This is a genomic window from Pseudomonas sp. No.117 (assembly GCF_054558395.1).
Genome location: NZ_BAAJNP010000001.1, coordinates 718894 through 740740 on the forward strand (window position 1 = coordinate 718894; position 21847 = coordinate 740740).

Annotated in this window: 20 protein-coding genes; 7 read left to right on the plus strand and 13 right to left on the minus strand. The window is 66.8% G+C overall.

Annotated features, from left to right (window positions below; all coding sequences use genetic code 11):
* Positions 1-104: 104 nt before the first annotated feature.
* The 4 genes from ACYJP6_RS03355 to ACYJP6_RS03370 form a co-directional block, all read right to left on the minus strand.
* Positions 105-1538: an efflux transporter outer membrane subunit gene (locus ACYJP6_RS03355; protein WP_459473350.1), complete on the minus strand. Its 1434-nt coding sequence runs from the start codon at positions 1536-1538 to the stop codon at positions 105-107.
* Positions 1535-4711, minus strand: a complete 3177-nt coding sequence (locus ACYJP6_RS03360) for an efflux RND transporter permease subunit (RefSeq protein ID WP_459473352.1) — start codon at positions 4709-4711, stop codon at positions 1535-1537. The genes ACYJP6_RS03355 and ACYJP6_RS03360 overlap by 4 nt, the downstream gene beginning before the upstream one ends.
* Positions 4712-4853: 142 nt before the next feature.
* Entirely contained in the window at positions 4854-6071 is a 1218-nt protein-coding gene (locus tag ACYJP6_RS03365) for an efflux RND transporter periplasmic adaptor subunit (RefSeq protein WP_459473354.1), read from the minus strand.
* Positions 6072-6280: 209 nt separating this feature from the next.
* Positions 6281-7201 (minus strand): LysR family transcriptional regulator, encoded by a 921-nt coding sequence (locus tag ACYJP6_RS03370; RefSeq protein WP_058761652.1) that lies wholly within the window; start codon positions 7199-7201, stop codon positions 6281-6283.
* A gap of 152 nt (positions 7202-7353) precedes the next feature.
* Between ACYJP6_RS03370 and ACYJP6_RS03375 the strand changes: the two genes are divergently transcribed.
* A complete protein-coding gene (locus ACYJP6_RS03375) occupies positions 7354-8370 on the plus strand; it encodes a zinc-dependent alcohol dehydrogenase family protein (RefSeq protein WP_459473357.1) in 1017 nt (338 codons plus the stop codon).
* 54 nt (positions 8371-8424) lie between these two features.
* On the opposite strand, the gene ACYJP6_RS03380 is transcribed toward ACYJP6_RS03375, so the two are convergent.
* The 3 genes from ACYJP6_RS03380 to ACYJP6_RS03390 form a co-directional block, all read right to left on the minus strand.
* Positions 8425-8793, minus strand: coding sequence for a hypothetical protein (locus tag ACYJP6_RS03380; protein ID WP_459473359.1), 369 nt, complete (start codon positions 8791-8793; stop codon positions 8425-8427).
* Between the two features lie 231 nt (positions 8794-9024).
* Positions 9025-10086 (minus strand): acyltransferase family protein, encoded by a 1062-nt coding sequence (locus tag ACYJP6_RS03385; RefSeq protein ID WP_459473361.1) that lies wholly within the window; start codon positions 10084-10086, stop codon positions 9025-9027.
* Positions 10087-10383: 297 nt separating this feature from the next.
* Positions 10384-10680 carry a YciI family protein gene (locus tag ACYJP6_RS03390; RefSeq protein WP_459473363.1) on the minus strand — a complete coding sequence of 99 codons (297 nt, stop codon included), beginning with the start codon at positions 10678-10680 and terminating at the stop codon, positions 10384-10386.
* A gap of 198 nt (positions 10681-10878) precedes the next feature.
* On the opposite strand from ACYJP6_RS03390, the gene ACYJP6_RS03395 reads away from it, so the two are divergent.
* Positions 10879-11832 carry an aliphatic sulfonate ABC transporter substrate-binding protein gene (locus tag ACYJP6_RS03395; protein WP_459473365.1) on the plus strand — a complete coding sequence of 318 codons (954 nt, stop codon included), beginning with the start codon at positions 10879-10881 and terminating at the stop codon, positions 11830-11832.
* 5 nt (positions 11833-11837) lie between these two features.
* On the opposite strand, the gene znuB is transcribed toward ACYJP6_RS03395, so the two are convergent.
* The 3 genes from znuB to ACYJP6_RS03410 are packed head-to-tail and all read right to left on the minus strand — an operon-like array spanning position 11838 to position 13868.
* Positions 11838-12623, minus strand: a complete 786-nt coding sequence (znuB, locus tag ACYJP6_RS03400; protein ID WP_459473367.1) for a zinc ABC transporter permease subunit ZnuB — start codon at positions 12621-12623, stop codon at positions 11838-11840.
* Positions 12616-13386, minus strand: a complete 771-nt coding sequence (gene znuC, locus ACYJP6_RS03405) for a zinc ABC transporter ATP-binding protein ZnuC (protein WP_459473369.1) — start codon at positions 13384-13386, stop codon at positions 12616-12618. The genes znuB and znuC overlap by 8 nt, the downstream gene beginning before the upstream one ends.
* Positions 13383-13868 (minus strand): Fur family transcriptional regulator, encoded by a 486-nt coding sequence (locus ACYJP6_RS03410; protein ID WP_145011382.1) that lies wholly within the window; start codon positions 13866-13868, stop codon positions 13383-13385. The genes znuC and ACYJP6_RS03410 overlap by 4 nt, the downstream gene beginning before the upstream one ends.
* A gap of 65 nt (positions 13869-13933) precedes the next feature.
* Here ACYJP6_RS03410 and znuA point away from each other — a divergent pair, with 65 nt between their 5' ends.
* The 4 genes from znuA to ACYJP6_RS03430 all read left to right on the plus strand — a co-directional run bounded on the left by znuA (position 13934) and on the right by ACYJP6_RS03430 (position 18018).
* Entirely contained in the window at positions 13934-14905 is a 972-nt protein-coding gene (znuA, locus tag ACYJP6_RS03415) for a zinc ABC transporter substrate-binding protein ZnuA (RefSeq protein ID WP_459473371.1), read from the plus strand.
* Between the two features lie 530 nt (positions 14906-15435).
* Positions 15436-16113, plus strand: coding sequence for a response regulator transcription factor (locus ACYJP6_RS03420; protein ID WP_007159882.1), 678 nt, complete (start codon positions 15436-15438; stop codon positions 16111-16113).
* Complete coding sequence (locus ACYJP6_RS03425; protein WP_459473373.1) at positions 16110-17504, plus strand: ATP-binding protein; 1395 nt, start codon at positions 16110-16112, stop codon at positions 17502-17504. Before ACYJP6_RS03420 ends, ACYJP6_RS03425 begins: the two co-directional genes overlap by 4 nt.
* Before the next feature lie 61 nt (positions 17505-17565).
* The gene (locus ACYJP6_RS03430; RefSeq protein ID WP_145011384.1) at positions 17566-18018 is read left to right on the plus strand and encodes a thioesterase domain-containing protein; all 453 of its coding nucleotides are present in this window, start codon (positions 17566-17568) and stop codon (positions 18016-18018) included.
* 61 nt (positions 18019-18079) lie between these two features.
* Here the strand turns inward: ACYJP6_RS03430 and ACYJP6_RS03435 are convergent, their stop codons facing one another.
* Entirely contained in the window at positions 18080-19783 is a 1704-nt protein-coding gene (locus ACYJP6_RS03435; RefSeq protein ID WP_459473376.1) for a peptidoglycan D,D-transpeptidase FtsI family protein, read from the minus strand.
* A gap of 129 nt (positions 19784-19912) precedes the next feature.
* Between ACYJP6_RS03435 and ACYJP6_RS03440 the strand changes: the two genes are divergently transcribed.
* Positions 19913-20227, plus strand: a complete 315-nt coding sequence (locus ACYJP6_RS03440; protein WP_459473438.1) for a YkgJ family cysteine cluster protein — start codon at positions 19913-19915, stop codon at positions 20225-20227.
* Between the two features lie 562 nt (positions 20228-20789).
* Here the strand turns inward: ACYJP6_RS03440 and ACYJP6_RS03445 are convergent.
* Both ACYJP6_RS03445 and ACYJP6_RS03450 read right to left on the minus strand, forming a co-directional pair.
* Complete coding sequence (locus ACYJP6_RS03445) at positions 20790-21194, minus strand: YkgJ family cysteine cluster protein (protein WP_027600650.1); 405 nt, start codon at positions 21192-21194, stop codon at positions 20790-20792.
* A 3-nt stretch (positions 21195-21197) separates the two neighbouring features.
* Entirely contained in the window at positions 21198-21770 is a 573-nt protein-coding gene (locus ACYJP6_RS03450; protein WP_459473378.1) for a xanthine phosphoribosyltransferase, read from the minus strand.
* Between the last annotated feature and the right edge of the window lie 77 nt (positions 21771-21847).

The window sequence follows — 21847 nt, forward strand, 5'->3', positions numbered from 1 at the left end:
GGAAGCGCCCGGCGCCCGCCAGGAGCGAGGCGCCGGGGTAGGGAAGAAAAAGCCCCGACACGCCAAAGGAGCAAGAAACGCGTGCCGGGGGTAAGCGCCAGCGGTCAGAGCGCCGGCGCGGGGGAAGCGGTGGCCTGGGCGAGACGGGCCGGCTGGACATCCCAGCCGCCACCCAGGGCCTTGTAGAGGGCGACGATGCCGCGATAGAGCTCGATCTCGCCCTGGGCCTGCTGGTCTTCGGCGGCCAGGCGCTCGCGCTGGGCGTCGAGCAGCACCAGGAAGTCGGTGCCACCTTCGCGATAGCGGATCTCGGCCTGGTCGGCGGCGGCGCGGCTGGCCACCGACTGGCGGATCAGGGCCTGCAGGCGTTCCTGGCGGCGCCCGTAGTCGCTGAAGGCGTTGGCGCTCTCCTCCAGGGCGGTCAGCACCTGCTGCTCGTAGTTGGCCAGGGCCTCATCGGAACCGGCGCGGGCACCACGCAAGCGGGCGCGCACGCTGCCCAGGTCGAAGGCCGGCCAGCTGATGCTCGGGCCGAGGCCCCAGGCGCGGGCGGCGCTGCTGCCGATCTGCGAGCCGCGCCCGGCGGTGAAGCCGAGAAAGCCGGAGAGGCTGACCCGCGGGAAGAGGTCGGCGGTGGCCACGCCCACGTCGGCGGTGGCGGCGGCCAGCCTGCGCTCGGCAGCGGCCACGTCCGGACGGCGGCGCAGCAGCTCGCCGGGATCGCCGATGGGCAGGCGCTTGGCGATGGCCGGCAGGGCCTTGGGTGAGAGGTCCACGCTGAGCGCATCCGGGCGCTGGCCGAGCAGGGTGGCGATACGGTTGCGCGCGCGGGTGGCCTGGGCCTGGAACTCCGGCAGGCTGGCTTCGGTGGCGGCCAGGCGCGCTTCGCTGCGCTGCACGTCCAGGTCGCTGCCCATGCCTTCGTCCCTGAGGGTCACAGTCAGCCGCCGCGCTTCACGCTGGTTGCCCAGGTTGTCGCGGGCGATGCGTTCGCGCAGCTGGGCGCCGCGCAGGTCGCCGTAGGCATCCACCAGCTCGGCGATCAGGCTGACCTGCAGGGCGGCGAGGTCGGACGCTGCCGCCTCGGCGCGGGCATCGCTGCCTTCCAGGGTATGGCGGACCCGGCCGAACAGATCGATTTCCCAGGCCATGTCCAGGCCCAGGTCGTAGCGGTCGCTGTTGACCCGTTCCTCGGTGAAGCCGGGTTGCTGGGCCTTGCCGAGCTGGCTGCTGGCGCGGCTGGTGACCGTCGGATAAAGGTCGTTGGCATCGTCGTCGCGCAGGGCACGGGCGGCGCGCAGCCGGGCGAAGGCGGCGCGCAGTTCGCGGTTGCCTTCCAGGCTGCTGGCGACCAGGGCGTTGAGGGTCGGGTCCTCGAACTGGCGCCACCAGAGGGCCTCGAAGCGGCCCTGGTCATAGACGCTGGGCTGCTGGCTGGCCTTGAGCTGGGCGGGCGCCGGCTGCGGCGCCTGGTAGTGCGGGCCGACGGCGCAGGCGGAGACCGCCAGCGCCAGCAGCAGGGGAGCGAAGACCTTCATGCCTGGGCCTCCCGGGCGATGGCGGAACGGGCCTGGCGACGCTCCACGAAGGCGCGCACCAGCACATAGAACAGCGGTGTGAGCAGCAGGCCGAAGAAGGTCACCCCGAGCATCCCGGAGAACACCGCGACGCCCATGGCGTGGCGCATCTCGGCGCCGGCGCCGGTGGAGGTCACCAGGGGTACCACGCCCATGATGAAGGCGAAGCTGGTCATCAGGATCGGCCGCAGCCGCAGGCGGCAGGCCTCCAGCACCGCGGCGACGCGGTCCTTGCCGGTGGCCTGCTGGTCCTTGGCGAATTCGACGATGAGGATGGCGTTCTTGCACGCCAGGCCCACCAGCACGATCAGGCCGATCTGGGTGAAGATGTTGTTGTCGCTGCCGGCCAGGATCACCCCGGTGATGGCCGAGAGCAGGGTCATGGGCACGATCAGGATCACCGCCAGCGGCAGGCTCCAGCTCTCGTACTGGGCGGCCAGCACCAGGAAGGCCAGCAGTACGCAGAGCGGGAACACCAGCAGGGCGGTATTGCCGGAGAGGATCTGCTGGTAGGTCAGCTCGGTCCATTCGAAGGTCATGCCGTTGGGCAGCTCCTGCTTGAGCAGCCGCTCGATGGCCGCCTGGGCCTGGCCGGAGCTGTAGCCCGGGGCCGGCGCGCCGTTGATCTCGGCGGTGAGGAAGCCGTTGTAGTGCATCACCCGGTCGGGGCCGGCGGTATCGCTGATCTTGACGAAGGTGGACAGGGGCACCATCTCGCCGCGGTCGTTGCGCACCTTCAGCTGGCCGATCTGCTCGGGCTCCAGGCGGAAGCGCTGGTCGGCCTGGACGTTGACCTGGAAGGTGCGGCCGAAGCGATTGAAGTCGTTGGCGTAGACCGAGCCCAGGTAGGCCTGCAGGGTGTCGAAGATGGCGTCGATGGGCACCCCGTGGGTCTTGGCCTTCTCGCGGTCGATGTGGGCATCGATCTGCGGCACGTTGACCTGGTAGCTGGTGAACAGCGACTCCGGCGCCAGCTCCGGCAACTGCCGCGCCTTGGCCAGCACGCTCTGGGTCTGGGTGTAGAGTTCTTCGTAGCCCAGGTTGCCGCGGTCCTCCACCTGCAGGCGGAAGCCGCCGATGCTGCCCAGCCCCTGTACCGGCGGCGGCGGGAAGATGGCGATGATGGATTCCTGGATGGACGCGAATTCACCATTGAGCTGGGCGGCGATGGCACCGGCCGACAGCGAGGGATCGCGGCGTTCCTCGAAGGGCTTCAAGGTCACGAAGACGATGCCGCTGTTGGGGCTGTTGGTGAAGCCGTTGATGGACAGGCCGGGGAAGGCCACGGTGCTTTCCACGCCGGGGTGCTTGAGGGCGATGGCCGACATGCGGCGGATGACGTCCTCACTGCGATCCAGGGTGGCGGCATCGGGCAACTGGGCGAAGGCCACCAGGTACTGCTTGTCCTGCGGCGGCACGAAGCCGGTCGGCGTCTTCACCAGACCCAGGCCGGTCAGGCCGAGCAGCACCACATAGAGCACCAGCACGATGGAACCGCCGCGCAGCACGCGGCGCACGGCGCCGACGTAGCCGTGGCTGGCCTTGTCGAAGAAGCGGTTGAAGGGGGCGAACAGCCAGCCGCCGAACAGCCGGTCGAGCAGCCGCGAGAAGCGGTCCTTGGGCGCGTCGTGACCCTTGAGCAGCACCGCGGCCAGGGCCGGCGACAGGGTCAGGGAGTTGAAGGCCGAGATCACCGTGGAGATGGCGATGGTCAGGGCGAACTGGCGATAGAACTGCCCGGTAAGACCGGAGATGAAGGCGGTGGGTACGAACACTGCGCAGAGTACCAGGGCGGTGGCGATGATCGGGCCGGTCACCTCGCCCATGGCGCGCCGGGTGGCCGCCACCGGGTCGAGGCCCAGACCGATGTTCCGCTCGACGTTTTCCACCACCACGATGGCGTCGTCCACCACGATGCCGATGGCCAGCACCAGGCCGAACAGGGACAGCGCATTGAGCGAGAAGCCGAAGGCGTGCATCACCGCGAAGGTGCCGATCAGCGATACCGGTACCGCCGCCAGGGGGATGATGGAGGCGCGCCAGGTCTGCAGGAACAGGATCACCACCAGCACCACCAGAATGATGGCTTCGAACAGGGTATGCACCACGGCCTCGATGGAGCCGCGTACGAAGATGGTCGGGTCGTAGACGATCTCGTAGTCCATGCCCTGGGGGAAGCTCTGCTTGAGCTCGGCCATCTTGGCGCGTACCTGGTTGGACAGGTCGATGGCGTTGCTGCCGGGGCGCTGGAAGATCGGGATGGCCACCGCCGGCTGGTTGTTCAGCAGGGACCTCAGGGCGTACTGGTTGGAGCCCAGTTCGATGCGGGCGATGTCGCGCAGCCGGGTGATCTGGCCGTCGCTGCCGGCGCGCACGATGATGTTGGCGAATTCTTCCTCGTCCACCAGGCGGCCCTGGGTGTTGATGGCCAGCTGGAAGCTGGTGCTGCCCGGGGCCGGCGGCGCGCCGAGGGCACCGGCGGCGACCTGGCGATTCTGCTCGCGGATGGCGGTGACCACGTCGCTGGCGGTCAGGCCGCGCGAGGCCACCTTGTCCGGATCGAGCCAGACGCGCAGGGAATAGTCGCCCATGCCGAACAGCTGGACGTCACCCACGCCGTCCAGTCGCGCCAGTTCGTCCTTGACGTTGATCAGGGCGTAGTTGGACAGATAGAGCATGTCGTAGCGCTGGTCCGGCGAGGTCAGGTGCACCACCATCGCCAGGTCCGGCGAGGCCTTGTCGGCGGTCACGCCGAGGCGCTGCACCTCTTCCGGCAGCTTGGGCAGGGTGCGGGTGACGCGGTTCTGCACCTGCACCTGGGCGGTATCCAGGTTGGTGCCCAGGGCGAAGGTGATGGTCAGCGTCAGCTTGCCGTCGGCGGTGGACTGGGACGACAGGTAGAGCATGTGCTCCACGCCGTTCATGGCCTGCTCCAGGGGCGCGGCCACGGTCTCGCCGATCACCTTGGGGTTGGCGCCGGGGAAGGTGGCGCGCACCACCACGGTGGGCGGCACCACCTCGGGGTATTCGCTGATCGGCAGCTGGAACAGCGAGATGGCCCCGCCGATCAAGATGATCAGCGAGAGCACGGCGGCGAAGATCGGCCGGCGGATGAAGAACTGGGAGAAGTTCATCGGAGCGGTCCTTGAGCGAAAGGCGTGCAGAGGCGCAGCCGGCGTCTCCATCGCGGCCATGGGCCGCTCCTACGGTAGGAGCGGTCCATGGCCGCGATAAGGGTCACCAACGAGCGTGAAGATCAGGGATGAAACGTGAGGTCTAGCGACTACCCACCTTGAGCGGCTGGGTGGGCGCCGGCAGGCTGGCGAGGACCGCGTCGCGCTGGCGCTTGAGGGCGGCCAGGGTGGTGGCATCGGCCATGGGTACCGACTGGGCGTCGACGGTCATGCCCGGGCGCACCCGCTGCAGGCCGTTGACCACGATGCGATCGCCAGCTTCCAGCCCCTTGCGCACGATGCGCAGGCCTTCCAGACGCGGGCCCAGGTCGACGTTGCGATAGGCGGCCTTGTTCTGGCCGTCCACCACCAGCACGAATTTCTTGCCCAGGTCGGTACCCACGGCGGCGTCCTGGATCAGGGTGCCTTCGTAGGTACCGCTGCCCACCAGCCGCAACCGGGCATAGAGCCCCGGGGTGAAGCGGCCGTCGGCGTTGTCGAACACGGCGCGGCCATGGATGGTGCCGGTGCGCGGATCGAGCTGGTTGTCCATGAAGTCCATGTGGCCTTCGTGGGAGAAGTCGTCTTCGTTGGACAGCGCCATGTAGACCGGGCTGGCCGCGCCGCGCTGACCCTGGCGGGCGAGCGCCTGCTGCTTGAGGAAGACCCGCTCGTCGGCATCGAAATAGGCATAGACCTTGTCGGTGGAGACCAGGGTGGTGAGGCGGGTATCACCGGCGTTGACCAGGTTGCCGGCGGTCACCTCGGCGCGGCCGACGCGGCCGTCGATGGCGGCGCGGACCTCGGTGAAGCCCAGGTCCAGGCGGGCGGCGTCGAGTTGTGCCTGGGCGGCGGCGACGCTGGCCTTGGCTTCCTGGGCGGCGCTGCGCCGGGCCTCGACGATCTCCGCGGAGATGGCGTTGCTGCTGCGCAGGCGCTCGCCGCGGGCGGCTTCGTCGGCGGTGCGGCTGGCGTTGGCACGGGCCTGCTGCAGGCCGGCTTCGAGGCGCTTGACCTCGGCCTGGAAGGGGCGCGGATCGATCTGCAGCAGCAGGTCGCCGCGCTTGACCCGGGCACCCTCGTGGAACAGCACGCGGTCGACGTAGCCGGACACGCGGGGGCGCACCACCACGGATTCCGGCGCCTCCAGGCGTCCGGTTACCTCGTCCCATTCCACCACCGGCTGGCGTAGCACCTCGGCGGCGCTCACCTTGGGCGCGGGCGGCGCGGCATTGGCCTGGGGCCGGGAATCGCCGCAGGCGGCGAGGAGCAGGGTAGAGGTCAGGGCCAGCGGGCCGAGGGTTTTCGCGAAGAGATCCATGTTCGAGTCCGCCCGAGGTGGAAAGAGGTCAGGGAGGCGAGTCTGCCGCCACGCGCGGGCAGCGACGAATCGAAGGGCTCGAACTTATTTATCGATGGCGATGATGGTTTCGCCGTAGGTATTGGTGGCGGTGATGACGCTCGGAGGGAAACGGCGGGATAGAGCCCTTGCGTGCGCATCGCCGGGAAAATGCCCGCTACTGGAGCTGGCTAAAGACTGTCCGGATCGCCGATGAACATCTGGATCCGCGACCTCAACCAACGTTCGCCAGGGTCGTGATCCTGGGCGCCGCTCCAGGCCATGGGCAGTTCGTGGCCGCCGTCGCGCAGTTCCTCGGGTGGATCCTCGTACCTCAGGCCGCCAGCGCTGGCCAGCAGCCGGGCGGTGTAGTCGGGCACCATCACCAGCAGGTCGGTTTCCGCCAGCAGCGAACCCAGGCCGTTGAACTGGGGGACCGCCAGCACCACCCGCCGCTGGCGGCCGAGCTTGTCGAGTAATTCGTCGACGTAGCCGGTGAGGTCGCCGGCATAGGACACCAGGGCATGGGGCCGGGCGCAGTATTCGTCCAGGGTCAGGCGACCGGGCTTGCTGTCGGCGCGCAGCACCTTGAAGCCGAAGCGGCGCACCGGCCTTCTCTTCGAATTGGCCGGCAATTCCTCGGTATAGCCCACCGCTACCGTGATCTCGCCGGAGGCCAGCATGCCGGCGGCGGTCAGGTAATTCATCCGCCGTACCACCAGGGTGGTGCCCGGGGCCTCGATGCGGATGCGCCGGAGCAGCGGCGGCAGCAGGGCGAATTCGACATCGTCGGACAGGCCGACGCGAAATACCCGGTCGGCGCTGGCCGGCTCGAAGCTCTGGGTGCGGCTCACCGCGCTGGAGATCTGGTCCAGCGCCGGCGACAGCAGGGCGGCGATCTCCTGGGCCCGCGGCGTGGGCTCCATGCTGCGCCCGGTACGCACGAACAGCGGATCATCGAACAGGGTGCGTAGCCGTGCCAGGGCGGCGCTGATGGCCGGCTGGCCGAGGAACAGCTTTTCCGCGGCACGGGTGACGCTGCGCTCGAGCATCAGGGTCTCGAACACGATGAGCAGATTGAGGTCGACGCGGCGCAGATCGGTACGGTTCATTCAGGGCCCGGCTTCGGGAGTGGATCGATTCCCGCGATGTCCATTATCGATGGGGATGCATGGCATCCTAAGGCAAGGCTCGTTAGAGTCCTAGCCATAAGCAGTCCGCCTCGGCAACCGTTCCGGGGTCGGCATCAACGCGAGGTAGTCCCATGTCCCGCCTGATCCAGTTCACCGAGTTCGGCCCGCCGGAGGTGCTCACCTGCATCGACCGACCCACGCCCGTGGCCGGGGCCGGCGAGGTGCTGGTACGGGTGGAGGCCATCGGCGTGAGCTGGTACGACGTGCTCTGGCGGCAGAACCTGGCCCCCGAGCAGGCGATTCCGCCGGCCGGGCTGGGCTGCGAACTGGCCGGGGTAGTTACCGCCCTGGGCGAAGGCGTCAGCGAGCTGGCGGTGGGTGATCGGGTGGCCAGTTTCCTCGGTCACGACATCAACCGCTATCCGGCCTATGGCGATGAGCTGGTCTATCCGGCCACCTCCCTGACGCGCTATCCGGACGTCCTCACCCCGGTGGAGGCCGCGGTGCACTACACCCCGCTGCTCACCGCCTACACCGGCTTGGTACACCAGGCGCGGTTGCAACCGGGCGAATGGGTGCTGATCACCGATGCCAGCCGCTGCTGCGGTCCGGTTTCCATCCAGCTGGCCAAGGCCCTGGGCGGCCGGGTGATCGCCACCACCCACGACGCCGCCGACCGCGACTACCTGCGCGAGCTGGGCGCCGAGAAGGTCATCGCCGCCGAGGAAGAGGACCTGGTCAGCCGCATCGCCAGCATCACCGATGGCGTTGGCGTGCACGTGGCCCTGGATGCCCTGGGCGGTCCGCAACTGGCGCTGCTCGGCGAGGCCATGGCGCCCCGCGGTCGGCTGCTGCTCTACGGCCTCAATGGCGGCAACCAGACCCCGCTGCCGGCCTGCGCGGCCTTCAAGAAGAAATTCAAGCTCTACATCCACTGTGTCCAGGATTTCACCGGCCAGCCGGAGATGGGGCTGGAGGCGGATTGCGCCGCCGTGCGCCAAGCCTTGCAGCACATCGACCAGTTGACGCGCGATCGGCTGCTCAAGGCGCAGATCAAGCAGGTGTTTTCCTTCGACCAGTACGTCGAGGCCCACCGCTGCATGGAGCAGTGCCCGACCCGCGGCCGGGTGGTGCTGAGCGTCGAGTGAGTGATAGGCCCCGTTCACCTTGCCTTGCAAGCAAGACGAGGTGAACGAGACCGGTCAAGAGTCTATCGTTTGCTTGCTGTGGTACCAGTAGAGATAGGCAAGTCCGAGGGGCGCTATAAATATTGCCATCGACCAGCACATAACCATCGTCATGAATTTGGCAATCAGCATAGCTATGGCATTTACAAAGAACACATTGTTACCGACGATGAAACCGACAACGCTTTCGTAGACGAAGCGTGAGTAAGGGTAGAGCAAAGTGTTGATGACGAAGAGGGCATAGATCTCTGGCTTTATCGCCGGGCCATTGCCGTGGCTCAACATCCAGATGAAGATGGCAGCCATGACAAATGCGAACATGAGCTGGCGCAGATAGTAACTACGGCTAAGACCGCCGAAGGTTTTCGAGAGAAAGGTTGGCATCGTTAGTTCATCCTTGTCCTAGCGTTGATAAGCTTTTTAGGTTAGCAGAGCTTGCAGAAACAACCTGATTGGCGAATCACAAATTCATTGGCAAGGGCTGAGAACTTAGCTTGAGAGCATTTTGACGATGTCTTTACCGGCAACGATATATTCCTGAGCCATGAAAAAACCCACGCCTTGGCGTGGGTTTTTTCATGGCGGGTCGTCCGGGCCGGACGCTCTTGCCGGCGCCTAGGCGGTGGCTTTCTTCTGCAGCGGCGGGGTGGCGCGGTTCACCCGCGTCTTGGCACCGAAGAAGGCCACGCTGAGGAAGTGCAGCGGGCTGATGCGCTCCAGCATCAGCTTGAGCGCTACCGGCAGGAACAGGCCCATCACCATGCTGACGGTGAAGACCACCCAGACGTCGTGCACCTGCAGCTTGTTCAGCACGATGCGGGCGCCGGCGGTGCCGAAGACGTGGAACAGGTAGATCTCGAAGGAGAAGTAACCCAGCCAGGCCAACGGCTTGAAGTAGAAGCGGCGGGCGATCAGCAGGCTGATGGCGGCCAGGCCCAGGGCGGTGCCGATCACGGCCATGTCGGTCTCGTCGAGATCGATCAGCTCGAACAGGTAGGCCTGGTCGAGGGCCACCAGGATCGCCAGGGCCACGGCCATGGTCGTCACGTTGCGGCGGGTGATGAGTTGCTCGCCGAAGCGGTAGAGGCCCAGGCCCAGCAAGAAGAAGGGGAACAGCTGCACCGCCTTGTAGAGGCTGAACAGGTCCGGAAAGCTCTCCCAGGCGAAGGAGGCCGCCAGGGCCACGGCGAACACCAGGCCGAAGTTGCGCAGGCTCAGCAGCAGTCCGGCCTTTTCCAGCAGGGCGATCGCCACGAAGATGCAGAAGATCGACTGCAGGAACCAGAAGTGCGCGTAGCTGAAGAAGTAGATGCTGAAGATGTCGGTCAGCTGTGGCTTGTAGTTGGTGTTGGGCACGGCCATCTGCAAGGCGAAGAACAGCGTCGAGACCACCAGCAGGGGGATGCCGATGCGCTTGAATTTGCCCTGGTAGAAGCGCGACAGGTCGCTGCCGGTGTTGACCGGGCGCAGCGCATAGACGTAGCCGGAGATAGCGGTGAACAGCGGCATCCGGATATAGACGAGGGAATCGTAGAGGTAGCGCAGCACGGAGTCGTCGGGCACCTTCATGCCCAGGGTGGACGAACTGCCGATCACGTGGCCCGCTACCATCAGAAACAGCGCCAGTCCGCGAATCGTCTCTATTCGCAGATCCTTTTCCGGCGTGGTCTTGGTCATGCTGAGTCCTCTGTACTAGCTAAGGCGAGACAGCGATTCCTCGAAGGGGACGGGGAACGAATGTCGGCGCATCGATCATCTGAGCCCGCTGAGCTTAGGCTAGTTCGTTAGCCGCCTTGCGATAGCGGCGGAAAAAGCCCGGCTTTTCTTGCGCTGCATCACTTTTCCGCGAAGCGATTCCTGAAAGTGTGAACTTGCAACATCAGCGAACGACGCCGATTCAGGTGGCATTCTGCCAGTTTTAAGGCTTTCTTAAGGTGGCAAGGGGTACGGCGGCCGGGAAAGGCCGCCTTTCGCTCAGATGAAGGCCTTGCCGTCGAGCACCGCCTTGCGCCAACGGGTGATGCGCACCTCGCCCGGCAACCCGGCGCTGCTGAAGGGGTCGCGCGCCAGGAAGGCTTCCGCTTCGGCACGGGTTTCCACGTCGACGATGTAGACGCTGCCACTGGCGGTCTCGCCGTCGTCGCTGAGCTTGGCGCCACAGGCCAGCAGGGCGGCCGCGTTCTCGCGCAGGAAATCCAGGTGGGCCGGGCGATGCTGCTGGCGCAGGGCCAGGCTGTCCGGCTTGTCGAAGGTCTCGATCAGAAAAGGCATGGCAGGCTCCGAAAAAGGGCGGCAGCCCCGGTGGCCGCCGCTGGCGCAGGGTGGCGCGATCCTGGGGGCAGCGTCAATCGGCGCAAGGTCGGCGTGGCAAAGGTGCGCTCAGGCATAGCCATAGCAGAGAAACGTATTAAACATTCTTTTATAAAGAAGCCATCCTTGCCTTCTCTAATGGAATATAAGGAGGTCCTCATGGCTTTGTCCTTCCGACGTCTCGCGCGTCTCTGCGTGGTGCTGGCGGTCACCCTGGGGGTGTTGGCGCCGGTGCAGGCGGCTGAGCAGCAGCTGCGTATCGGCTACCAGAAAGGCGGCGGTCTACTGGCGGTGCTCAAGGCCCAGGGCACCCTGGAGCAGGCCCTGGGCGTCCAGGGTTACCAGGTCAGCTGGCGCGAATTCCAGGCCGGTCCGCAGCTGCTGGAAGCGCTCAATGCCGGTAGCGTCGACGTCGGCTACACGGGTTCACCACCGCCGATCTTCGCCCAGGCCGCCGGCATCGACCTGGTCTACCTGGGGGCCGAACCGGCCAGCGAGAAGGTCGAGGCCATCGTGGTGCCGAACGGTTCCACGCTCCAGGCGGTCAGCGAACTCAAGGGCAAGAAGGTGGCGGTGCAGAAGGGCTCCAGCGCCAACTTCCTGCTGGTCGCCGCGCTGAACAAGGCCGGCCTCACGCTCAAGGACATCCAGCCGGTCTACCTGGCGCCCGCCGATGCCCGCGCCGCCTTCGCCAATGGCTCGGTGGATGCCTGGGCAATCTGGGATCCCTACCTCGCTGCCATTCAGCAGAGCCAGTCGGTACGGGTCCTGGCGGACTACCAGGGCCTGCTGCACGCCAGCAGCTTCTATGAGGGGTCGCGGCGCTTCGCCGATGCCCATCCCGAGGCGATCCGCCTGCTACTGGCCGAGCTGGCCAAGGCCGGGGCCTGGGCCAATGCCCACAAGCCGGAGGTGAGTCGCATCCTGGCCGAGCAGATCGGCCTGCCCGCGGCGGTGACCGCCACCTGGCAGGCGCGTACCGGCTATGGCGTGACCCCGTTGACGCCCGAGATCATCGCCATCCAGCAGCAGACCGCCGACATCTTCCAGGCCCAGGGCCTGATCCCGCGCAAGGTCGACGTCAGCCAGGCGGTCTGGCAGGCGCCGCACTAGCGCGCTCAGGCGCGCCGCGGCAACAGGTAGCCCAGCAGGAACATCCCGGCCGCGGCCACCACCACCGAGGGGCCGGCCGGGGTGTCCTGGTACCAGGACAGCGTCAGCCCCAGGCACACCGCCGCCATGCCCAGCAGGCTGGCGCCACAGGCCATCTGTTCCGGGCTGCGGGCGTGGCGCTGGGCGGTGGCGGCAGGGATGATCAGCAGCGAGGTGATCAGCAGCACCCCGACGATCTTCATGGCCACGGCGATGACGATGGCCACCAGCAGCATCAGCGCCAGGCGGATCCAGGTCACCGGCAGGCCTTCGACCTGGGCCAGTTCCTCGTGTACGGTGATGGCCAGCAAGGGCCGCCACAGCCAGGCCAGGGCCGCCAGCACCAGGGCGCTGCCGCCGAGGATCCAGCGCAGGTCACCGGGGCCGACCGCCAGCAGGTCACCGAACAGATAGCTCATCAGGTCGATGCGCACCTCGTGCATGAACGACAGCGCCACCAGCCCCAGCGACAGGGTGCTGTGGGCGAGGATACCGAGCAGGGTATCGGCAGCCAGGCCACGACGGCGCTGCAGCACCACCAGCAGCACGGCCAGCGCCAGGCAGCCGACGGTGACGGTCAGGGTCGGGCTGACATCCAGCAGGAAGCCCAGGGCCACCCCGAGCAGGGCGGCGTGGGACAGGGTGTCGCCGAAATAGGCCATGCGCCGCCAGACCACGAAGGAACCGAGGGGACCGGCGACGAGGGCGAGGGCAAGACCGGCGAGCAGGGCATACAGCAGGAAATCAGCCATGCTTGCAGTGGGCTCCATGGACATGCGGGGTCTTAACCACGCTGCCATGCAGGTCGTGAGCGTGGTCGTGGCGATGGTGGTAGACGGCTAGGTTGCGTGCGCTCTGGCCGAACAGCGCCTGGTAGGCCGGATCGCCGCTGACCTGCTCGGGATGGCCGGAGCAGCAGACGTGGCGATTCAGGCAGATCACCTGGTCGGTGGCGCCCATCACCAGGTGCAGGTCGTGGGACACCATCAGCACGCCGCAGCCATGGCGCTCGCGCAACTGGCCGATCAAGCGGTAGAGCTCGCTCTGGCCGTTGATGTCGACGCCCTGCACCGGCTCGTCGAGCACCAGCAACTCGGGCTGGCGGAGCAGGGCGCGGGCCAGCAGCACCCGCTGCAGTTCGCCGCCGGAGATGCTCTGCAAGGGGCTATCGATCACTCCCTCGGCGCCCACTTCGCCCAGGGCGGCCTGGGCACTGGCGCGGGTCACGCCCGGCACCAGGCGCAGGAAGCGCAGCACCGACAGCGGCAGGGTGGCATCCACCTGCAGCTTCTGCGGCATGTAGCCGATGCGCAGCCGGGGTCGCCGCCAGACGCTGCCGCGATCGGGCGTGAGCAGGCCGAGCACGCTGCGCACCAGGGTGGTCTTGCCGGCCCCGTTGGGGCCGATGAGGGTGACGATGCGCCCGGGATCCAGGGTCAGGCTGACCTGTTCGAGCACCGGCTGACTGGCGAAGGTCACGCTGACATCCTGCAGCCGGATCAGCGCCTCGCTCATGCCTGCTTCCGGCAGGCGGCGCACTGGCCGATCACTTCCACGGTCTGGCCTTCCACCTGGAAACCGACCGCCTTGGCGCCTTCCAGGATGGCCTGGTGCACCGCGGGTTGCTCCAGCTCGATGCTCACCTGGCAGCTGCGGCAGATGAGGAACTGGCCCTGGTGGGCCTCGCCGGGGTGATTGCAGCCGACGAAGGCGTTGAGCGAGGCGATGCGGTGCACCAGGCCGTTCTCGACGAGGAAATCCAGCGCCCGATAGACGGTGGGCGGTGCCGCGCGCCGGCCGTCCTGCTCGCTGAGCACGGCCAGGATGTCGTAGGCGCCGAGCGGCTTGTGGCTTTGCCAGACCAGTTCCAGCACCCGCTTGCGCAGGTCGGTGAGGCGCACGCCAGCGCGGCTGCAGAGTTCGTCGGCCTCGGCCAGGGCATGGGCGACACAGCGCGAATGATCGTGGGGCCGAAAGGCCAGGGGGGCGTCGGACATGGAACGATACCTTAGGAGCTAGGACGTTATTATATTGCACCTCTCTTAAGAATCGGGATTTTCACGTGCCGCGCATCCTACCCCTCGTCGTTTCCCTGCTGCTCAGTGGCGTCCTCCTGCCGGCCCAGGCCGAGGTCAAGGTCCTCACCAGCATCAAACCCCTGCAGCTGATCGCCGCCGCCATCCAGGACGGTACCGGCGAGCCCGCCGTGCTGCTGCCGCCGGGGGCCTCGCCGCATCACTACGCGCTGCGCCCCTCGGACCTGCGCCAGGTGCGCGACGCCACCCTGGTCTACTGGATCGGGCCGAGCCTGGAAGCCTTCCTGCCTACGGTGCTCAAGGAACGTCAGGGCCCCAGCGTGGCGGTCCAGGACCTGCCCGGCCTGCACCTGCGCCGCTTCGGCGCAGAGCACGAGCACGGCGACGACGACCACGACGAGGCCCACGGCGACGAGCATGACCACGCGCAGGGTGGCGAGCCCGAATACGCCCACGACCATGACCATCGCCCAGGCAGCCTGGACGCGCATCTCTGGCTGGCGCCGGCCAACGCCCGGGTGATCGCCACCCGCCTGGCGGCCGACCTCAGCCAGGCAGATCCGGCCAATGCCGCGCGCTACGCCGCCAACCTCGAGGCGTTCGAGGCCCAGCTGACGGCCAAGGACCAGGCCCTGCGTGCCCAACTGACGCCGGTCGCCGGCAAGCCCTACTTCGTCTTCCACGAGGCCTTCGACTATTTCGAAGAGGCCTACGGCCTGGCGCACCGCGGCGTCTTCGCCCTCGGCGCCGACGTCCAGCCCGGGGCGCGCCACGTGGCCGCCATGCGCGAGGAGCTCAAGGCCGCCGGCCCCACCTGTGTCTTCACCGAGCCGCCGCTGCAGCCGAAGATCGCCACTACCCTCAGCAGCGGCCTGCCGGTGACCCTGGTGGAACTGGACCCGCTCGGTGCCCGGGTAGCGGTCAACGGCCAGGGCTATGCCGGCCTGCTGCAGGGCGTGGCCGATACCCTGAGCGGTTGCCTGGCCAAGCTGCCCTGAGTCTCCCGGAGCGACGGCGGCGGCCAGGCTACCGTCCGTCGCCCCCGACCCACCCTCAGCATCGTTCAGCTGGCGTTCAGGACGAGTTCAGGCAGCGTTCAGGGCCATTGGCCTAATCTGCAACTGTCAGATCAGCAACGCCGAGGTCGCCCGGACATGTTCACCCTAGCGCAGCTCCCGCTACGGCAGATCGTCCGGACACTTCGACCCGACCTGGCGATGTTCATCCTTGTAACTCCATTGCAGGGTCACCAAGTCAGCTCTGGTCCCCTGTAACCGTCTCGCGACGGAGCCGTCCCCCAACGGCAGTTTCCGATCCCCATGAAGTGCTCCTTACCTCTCCTACTGGAGAGGTTTTTTTTGCCCGGAACTTTATTTTCGCGAACGCCCGTGACGCCATTCATCCCTTCCTCACTCTCGCCGCCGGCCGGCTACAGGCGCCATAATCGGCGTCAGGACGCCGCTGCGCGAAGCTCGCGACACGGGCAGTCGCGGCCGGAGAAAGTCTCGTTAGCTGTTCAGGAGTCTGCATGAAGATCCTCGTCGTCGAAGACGAAAACCTGCTGCGCCACCACCTCAAGGTGCGTCTGGGTGAAGCCGGTCATGTCGTCAATGCCGTGGCCGATGCGGAAGAAGCGCTCTACAGCGCCCGCGAATTCCATCACGACCTCGCCATCATCGATCTGGGCCTGCCCGGCATGAGCGGGCTCGATCTGATCCGCCAGCTGCGCAACCAGGGCGCCACCCTGCCGATCCTCATCCTCACCGCCCGCGGCAGCTGGCAGGACAAGGTGGAGGGGCTCGGCGCCGGGGCGGACGACTACGTGGTCAAGCCCTTCCAGTTCGAAGAGCTGGAGGCGCGCTTGAACGTGCTGCTGCGGCGCTCGGCGGGTTTCGTCCAGCCCAGCATCCGCGCCGGCTCGCTGAAGCTGGACCTGGGCCGCCAGCAGGCCTTCAACGAAGAGCAGCCGCTGCAGCTCACCGCCTACGAGTACCGGCTGCTGGAATACCTGATGCGCAACCATCAACAGGTGATCACCAAGGAGCGGCTCATGGAGCAGCTCTACGACGACGATGGCGAGCACGACAGCAACGTCATCGAGGTGCTGGTGGGGCGGTTGAGACGCAAGCTGGAAGCCAGCTGCCAGATGCAGCCCATCGAGACGGTCCGCGGCCGCGGCTACCTGTTCACCGAGCGCTGCCAGTGATCCGTTCCTTTCGCGTGCGGCTGCTGCTCAGCGCGGCCCTGCTGGTGAGCGTCTGCCTGGCGCTGATGGTGCCGGCGATCCGCAATGCTTTCGACCGCACCGTGGAAAACTTCGTCGCCGCGCGCCTCGAGGCCAATGCCAACACCCTGATCGGTGCGGCGCGGGCCATCGATGGTCGGCTGGCGATGCCCGAGATGATCGCCGAGGAGGTCTTCGACCGTCCCGGCTCGCCCATCCTGGGGTATGTCTACGACCAGAACGGCCGCCTGCTCTGGCGTTCGCGCTCGGCGATCAAGGAGCGGCCCAACTACCGGCCGACCTTCGACGGCGGCGGGGTCAAGCTGGTCAAGGCCACCGACGACCAGGGCCAGGGCTTCTTCGTCTTCGATCGCGAGGTGCTGCTAGGCAACCCGCCGGTGGCGGGCTTCAGCGTGGTCACCATGCAACCGGCCGAGGAATACGAGCGGCTGCGCGCCACCTTCGTCCACCAGGTGATCCTCTGGCTGGTGGGGGTGCTCGGCGCCCTGTTGCTGCTGCTGGCGCTGGTCATGCAGTGGAGCCTGCGCCCGCTGCGGCGGCTGAGCCGGCAGCTGGACGCGGTGGAAACCGATCAGCGCGACCTGCTCGACGAGAAGAACGTACCCAGCGAGATCAGCCGCCTGATCCGCTCGCTCAACCGCCTGCTCGACCACGAGCGCCTGCAGCGCGAACGCTATCGCGACACCCTCGGCGATCTCGCCCACAGCCTGAAGACGCCGCTGGCGGTGTTGCAGGGGGTAACCGAGGAATTGCGCCGGCGGCCGCAGCTGGACCAGGAGGTCGGTACCCTGCAGACCCAGATCGAGCGGATGAACCAGCAGGTGATGTACCAGTTGCAACGGGCCACGCGCCAAGGCGGAGCGGTGCTCAGCCGGCCGCTGGAACTGGCGCCCCTGGTGGAGTCGCTGTTCAGCACCCTGGACAAGGTCTATGCCGAGAAGCGGGTCCAGGCCGAGCTGGACCTGCCGCCCAACCTGCGGGTGCAGGCCGAGGAGGCCGCCATGCTGGAGGTGTTCGGCAACCTGCTGGAGAACGCCTACCGCCTCTGCCTGACCCAGGTGCGGGTCAGTGCCCGCCGGCATACCGAGCACTGGATCCTCGACATCGAGGACGACGGCCCCGGCATTCCCGCCGAGCGCCGCGAAAGCGTGCTGCGCCGCGGCATGCGCATGGACAGCCGCCATCCCGGGCAGGGCATCGGCCTGGCCGTGGTACAGGACATCCTCGAGGGCTATCGCAGCAGCCTGTCCATCGACGAGTCCAGCCTGGGCGGCGCCCGCTTCCGCTTCCGCCTGCCCGCGGCGATTTCCCCCGAGCGGCCTTCCTTGGTGCACAATGGGGCCAGGACGTGACCCATGGGTCATGGGGTGCGTCTGCTCCTGATAGTGAAATTCTGTCTGTAAGGACCCCGGCATGAGCCGCGACTGCCGTCACCTCGAATCCCTGTTGCACCACGATATTCCCATCACCAAGGCCCTGGGCCTGGAAGTCCGCGACTGGAGCGAGCAGCGCCTGCAGCTGCATGCCCCGCTGGATGCCAACATCAATCACGCCAGCACCATGTTCGGCGGCAGCCTCTATTGCGTGGCGGTACTGGCCGGCTGGGGCTGGCTGTACCTGCGCCTACGCGAGGCGGGCATCGAGGAAGGCCACATCCTCATCCAGGAAGGCCAGATCAGCTATCCGCGGCCGATCACCGCCGATGCCACCGCCTTCGGCGAACCGGCCGAGGCGCGCGCCTGGGAGCGTTTCGAGACCACCTTCCGCCGTCGTGGTCGCGCCCGCATCACCCTGCAGTCGCGCATCCTCGCCGACAACGGCGAAGACGGCGTGCGCTTTACCGGCCAGTACGTGCTGCACCGCTGACGGCTCGCGCGGCCAAAAAAAGGGCGACCCGGAGGTCGCCTTTTTCGTTTTCGTCCCCCGCTCAACCGTGGGAATGCGGCTCGGCCTTCGTCTGCTGGGCGGTGTTGGTCTCGGGCAGGTTGTCCGGTGGTACCGCCAGGGCGCGCAGGGCACCGGACATGATCTCGCTGAAGGTCGGCGCCGAGACCAGGCCGCCGAAGTAGCCTTCCTTGGTCGGGGTATCCAGCATCACCGCCAGTACCAGCTTGGGATCGGCGGCCGGGGCCATGCCGACGAACAGCGAACGATAGGCGTGCTCGGTGTAGCTGCCGGCGCCGGCCTTGCGCGCGGTACCCGACTTACCCGCCACGTGATAGCCGGGTACCCGGGCGCGGATCACGCCGCCGTCGTCTTCCACCACATGGTTGAGCATCATGCGGATGCGCCGGGCGATGGTCGGGTCCATGGCCTGGACGCTTTGCTGCTTCTGGTCCTTGAGCAGGGTCAGGGGCGTCAGCTGGCCATCGTTGGCGATCACCGAATAGGCCTGGGCCAGTTCGGCGACGTTGACCGCCAGGCTGTAGCCGAAGGACATACTGGCGGTGGCGATCTGCGACCACTTGGTGTGGCCGGGCAGGTAGCCGGCGTTTTCGCCGGGAAAGCCCAGCGCCATGGGGTTGCCGAAGCCGACCCGGCTGAGTTGTTCGTAGATGGGCAGCGGGCCGATCTGCAGCGCCACCTTGCTCATGCCGATGTTGGAGGAGTTGAGCAGCACCCCGGTCATGGTCAGCACGCCGCGCTTGGCCACGTCGTGGATGGTGTGGCCGTCGATGGTCATCCAGCCGGGTGCCACGTCCACGGTGCTGTTCTCGTTGAACTTGCCCGAGGCCAGGGCCACCGACATGCTGAACGGCTTGATCACCGAGCCGGGCTCGAAGGCGTCGGTCAGGGTGCGGTTCCTCATGTTGGGGATCTGCAGGGTGGCGCGGTTGTTCGGGTTGTAGGACGGGAAGTTGGTCATCGCCAGGATCTGCCCGGTCTTGGGATTGACCAGCACCGCGGAGCCGGACTGGGCACCGAACTTCTCCACCGCCGTCTGCAGCGCGCGATAGGCGATGAACTGCAGGCGCAGGTCGATGGACAGGGCCACGTCCTTGCTCGGTTGCGGCTGGCGCACCACGCGCAGGTTCTTGACCACCGAGCCGCGCGGGTTGATCAGCACCTCGCGCACCCCGCCGCGACCGGCCAGCCAGTCTTCGAAGCCCAGTTCCAGGCCTTCCTGGCCGTGGCCGTCGATGTTGACCATGCCGATCACCTGGGCCACCAGGTCGGAACTCGGGTAGTAGCGCTTGTATTCCTTGATCTGCCGCACGCCCGGTACGCCTAGGGCCATGATGTTCTCGCCGTCGATGGGCGACAGGGCACGCGCCAGGTAGAGGAAGTGCTTTTCCGGGTGGCCGAGGATCAGGTTACGTAGCTCCGCCTCGGGCTTGTGGATGGCCTGGGCTAGGCGACCCAGCTGGTCGGCGCTGTCCTGCATCTCGGCCGGGTTGCACCAGATGGTCACCACCTCGGTGGAGACCGCCAGGGGGGCGCCGTTGCGGTCGGTGATCATGCCGCGGGTCACGGGGATGGGAATGTGGCGTACCGAGCGGCGGTCGCCCTGGTCACCGAGGAATTCGGCATCGAACAGCTTGAGGTAGGTGATGCGTCCGGCGACCACGCAGGTCAGCAGGACCAGCACGATGACCACGGCATAGAAGCGATAGCGGGGTGCGGCCGTCATGGCGGCTCCTGCGCGGGGAGGGGGCTTGGGCATGGTCACAAGAGGTTACAATCATCGGGAGCGCGCATGGTAACTGCTCCAGCCATCGGCCGGGAACCGCTGGGCGCCCAGGGACGTTACACTGAGCGGATGAGCGACATCCCCCTGCACGATCTTTCCACCCCTACCGTGACCTGCGACAGCTGTCAGGCCTGGTGCTGCCGCCAGGAAGTGCTGCTGTTCGACGACCTCGGGGTCCCGGCGCGCTTCATCGAGGAAGACTGGACCGGCACCCGCATGAAGCGCCTCGACGACGGCTGGTGCGCGGCCCTGGATCGCCAGCAGATGAACTGCAGCATCTACGAGGTGCGCCCCTGGGTCTGCCGGATCTTCGACATGGCCGGCCCGGAATGCCTGGAAGAGCGGGCGGACATGCGGCGGGCGATGGAGAGTGGCGAGCTCTGAGCGCCGGCGGGCTTCGCTGGCGCTCGACTCAAGCTCCGGCACCTGAGGTTAACCCTCACCCCAGCTCTTTCCCGGAGGGAGAGGGGGTTAGCTCGTAGGTTGGGTTGCGACGGCTCCAGCGTCGAAGCCCAACGTTGCCGGCACTCCGAGGCAAGCCCTGTTGGGCTTCGCTGGCGCTCAACCCAACCTACGGCACTTGAGGTTCACCCTCACCCCAGCTCTTTCCCGGAGGGAGAGGGGGTTAGCTCGTAGGTTGGGTTGAGACGGCTCCATCGTCGAAGCCTAACGTTGCCGACACCCGAGGTAAGCCCTGTTGGGCTTCGCTGCGCTCAACCCAACCTACGCGTCCAGTACGTAGGGTGGCTGACGGCGCCAGCCTTATTCAGCGAGTATTGGCGAGCGGGCCTGTGGAAAACGCTGCGCGGTTTTCCACGCTACAGGGCTTCAGGCACCCGTAGGTTGGGTTGCGACGGCTGCTGCGTCGCAGCCCAACAATACAGGCATGCCGGGCACGTCTTGTTGGGCTTCGCTGTGCTCAACCCAACCTACGACGGGCTACCGTCTAACGCAGCTTCTGCGGCTTGTAGGCGCAATAGCCCGGCCGCGGGCCGACCCGCGGGTGGTTGCGGCAGGTTTCCGGGCGCTGGTCGTAGATGGTGCACAGCCGCGTCTTGGGATGCAGGTAGACGCAGTCGTTGTTGGACAGCCGTACCAGGGTGAACAGCCCGGTCTTGGCATTCAGGCGCTCCACCACGCCGTCCTTCTTCAGCCGCTTGGCGATGTCCTTGAGCGGCTCGCCCTTCTCGAATTCGTCCACCACGCCCATGCGGATCAGGTCGGACAGGCGGGCTTCCACCGGCAGGGTGCAGCAACTGGAGACGCAGTCCAGGCACATCGCCTTGTCGTAACGGATCCAGGTCTCGGTGCGGTCGAGGTCGGCGCCGAGGATGCGCAGTATCTGGGCCATGGCTTACTCGGCGAAGGTAACCTGGCCGTCGGCCAGGGAGGCGACGCGGGCCAGGGATTCAACGCGGTAGCCCTGGGCGTCCAGTTCGGCGCGACCGACCTGGAACGACTTCTCGATGACGATGCCGAGCCCCACCACCTCGGCACCGGCCTGGCCGATGATCGAGATCAGCGCCTTGGCCGCCTTACCGTTGGCGAGGAAGTCGTCGATGATCAGCACCCGATCGTCGGACGAAAGGTGCATGGTCGAGACGGCTATGGTGCTCTCCGTCTGCTTGGTAAAGGAATAGACACTGGCCACCAGTAGATTGTCGGTCAGCGTCAGCGACTGGTGCTTGCGGGCGAAGATCACCGGTACGCCCAGCTCCAGCCCGGTCATCACCGCCGGGGCGATGCCCGAGGCCTCGATGGTCACGATCTTGGTGATGCCGGCTTCGGCGAAGCGGCGGGCGAATTCCTGACCGATGGCCTGCATCAGCGCCGGATCGATCTGGTGGTTGAGGAAGGCATCGACCTTGAGCACCTGCTCGGAGAGTACCTGGCCTTCGCTGCGAATCTTGGCTTTGAGGCGTTCCACGCGGACGGTCCTTTAACGGCAACGCCCGGGCCTGAGGGCAGGACCGGGTCTGGGAATACGGAAGGGCGGCGATTGTG

Excerpts from the sequence above, each read along its gene's own strand:
- ACYJP6_RS03380 (WP_459473359.1), bottom strand. The coding sequence starts at position 8,793 with ATGCCAACCTTTCTCTCGAAAACCTTCGGCGGTCTTAGCCGTAGTTAC.
- ACYJP6_RS03390 (WP_459473363.1), bottom strand. The coding sequence starts at position 10,680 with ATGCCTTTTCTGATCGAGACCTTCGACAAGCCGGACAGCCTGGCCCTG.
- ACYJP6_RS03395 (WP_459473365.1), top strand. The coding sequence starts at position 10,879 with ATGGCTTTGTCCTTCCGACGTCTCGCGCGTCTCTGCGTGGTGCTGGCG.
- ACYJP6_RS03435 (WP_459473376.1), bottom strand. The coding sequence starts at position 19,783 with ATGACGGCCGCACCCCGCTATCGCTTCTATGCCGTGGTCATCGTGCTG.
- ACYJP6_RS03365 (WP_459473354.1), bottom strand. The coding sequence starts at position 6,071 with ATGGATCTCTTCGCGAAAACCCTCGGCCCGCTGGCCCTGACCTCTACC.
- ACYJP6_RS03445 (WP_027600650.1), bottom strand. The coding sequence starts at position 21,194 with ATGGCCCAGATACTGCGCATCCTCGGCGCCGACCTCGACCGCACCGAG.
- ACYJP6_RS03440 (WP_459473438.1), top strand. The coding sequence starts at position 19,913 with ATGAGCGACATCCCCCTGCACGATCTTTCCACCCCTACCGTGACCTGC.
- znuB (WP_459473367.1), bottom strand. The coding sequence starts at position 12,623 with ATGGCTGATTTCCTGCTGTATGCCCTGCTCGCCGGTCTTGCCCTCGCC.
- ACYJP6_RS03430 (WP_145011384.1), top strand. The coding sequence starts at position 17,566 with ATGAGCCGCGACTGCCGTCACCTCGAATCCCTGTTGCACCACGATATT.
- ACYJP6_RS03410 (WP_145011382.1), bottom strand. The coding sequence starts at position 13,868 with ATGTCCGACGCCCCCCTGGCCTTTCGGCCCCACGATCATTCGCGCTGT.
- ACYJP6_RS03420 (WP_007159882.1), top strand. The coding sequence starts at position 15,436 with ATGAAGATCCTCGTCGTCGAAGACGAAAACCTGCTGCGCCACCACCTC.
- ACYJP6_RS03360 (WP_459473352.1), bottom strand. The coding sequence starts at position 4,711 with ATGAACTTCTCCCAGTTCTTCATCCGCCGGCCGATCTTCGCCGCCGTG.
- ACYJP6_RS03355 (WP_459473350.1), bottom strand. The coding sequence starts at position 1,538 with ATGAAGGTCTTCGCTCCCCTGCTGCTGGCGCTGGCGGTCTCCGCCTGC.
- ACYJP6_RS03385 (WP_459473361.1), bottom strand. The coding sequence starts at position 10,086 with ATGACCAAGACCACGCCGGAAAAGGATCTGCGAATAGAGACGATTCGC.
- znuC (WP_459473369.1), bottom strand. The coding sequence starts at position 13,386 with ATGAGCGAGGCGCTGATCCGGCTGCAGGATGTCAGCGTGACCTTCGCC.
- ACYJP6_RS03375 (WP_459473357.1), top strand. The coding sequence starts at position 7,354 with ATGTCCCGCCTGATCCAGTTCACCGAGTTCGGCCCGCCGGAGGTGCTC.
- ACYJP6_RS03370 (WP_058761652.1), bottom strand. The coding sequence starts at position 7,201 with ATGAACCGTACCGATCTGCGCCGCGTCGACCTCAATCTGCTCATCGTG.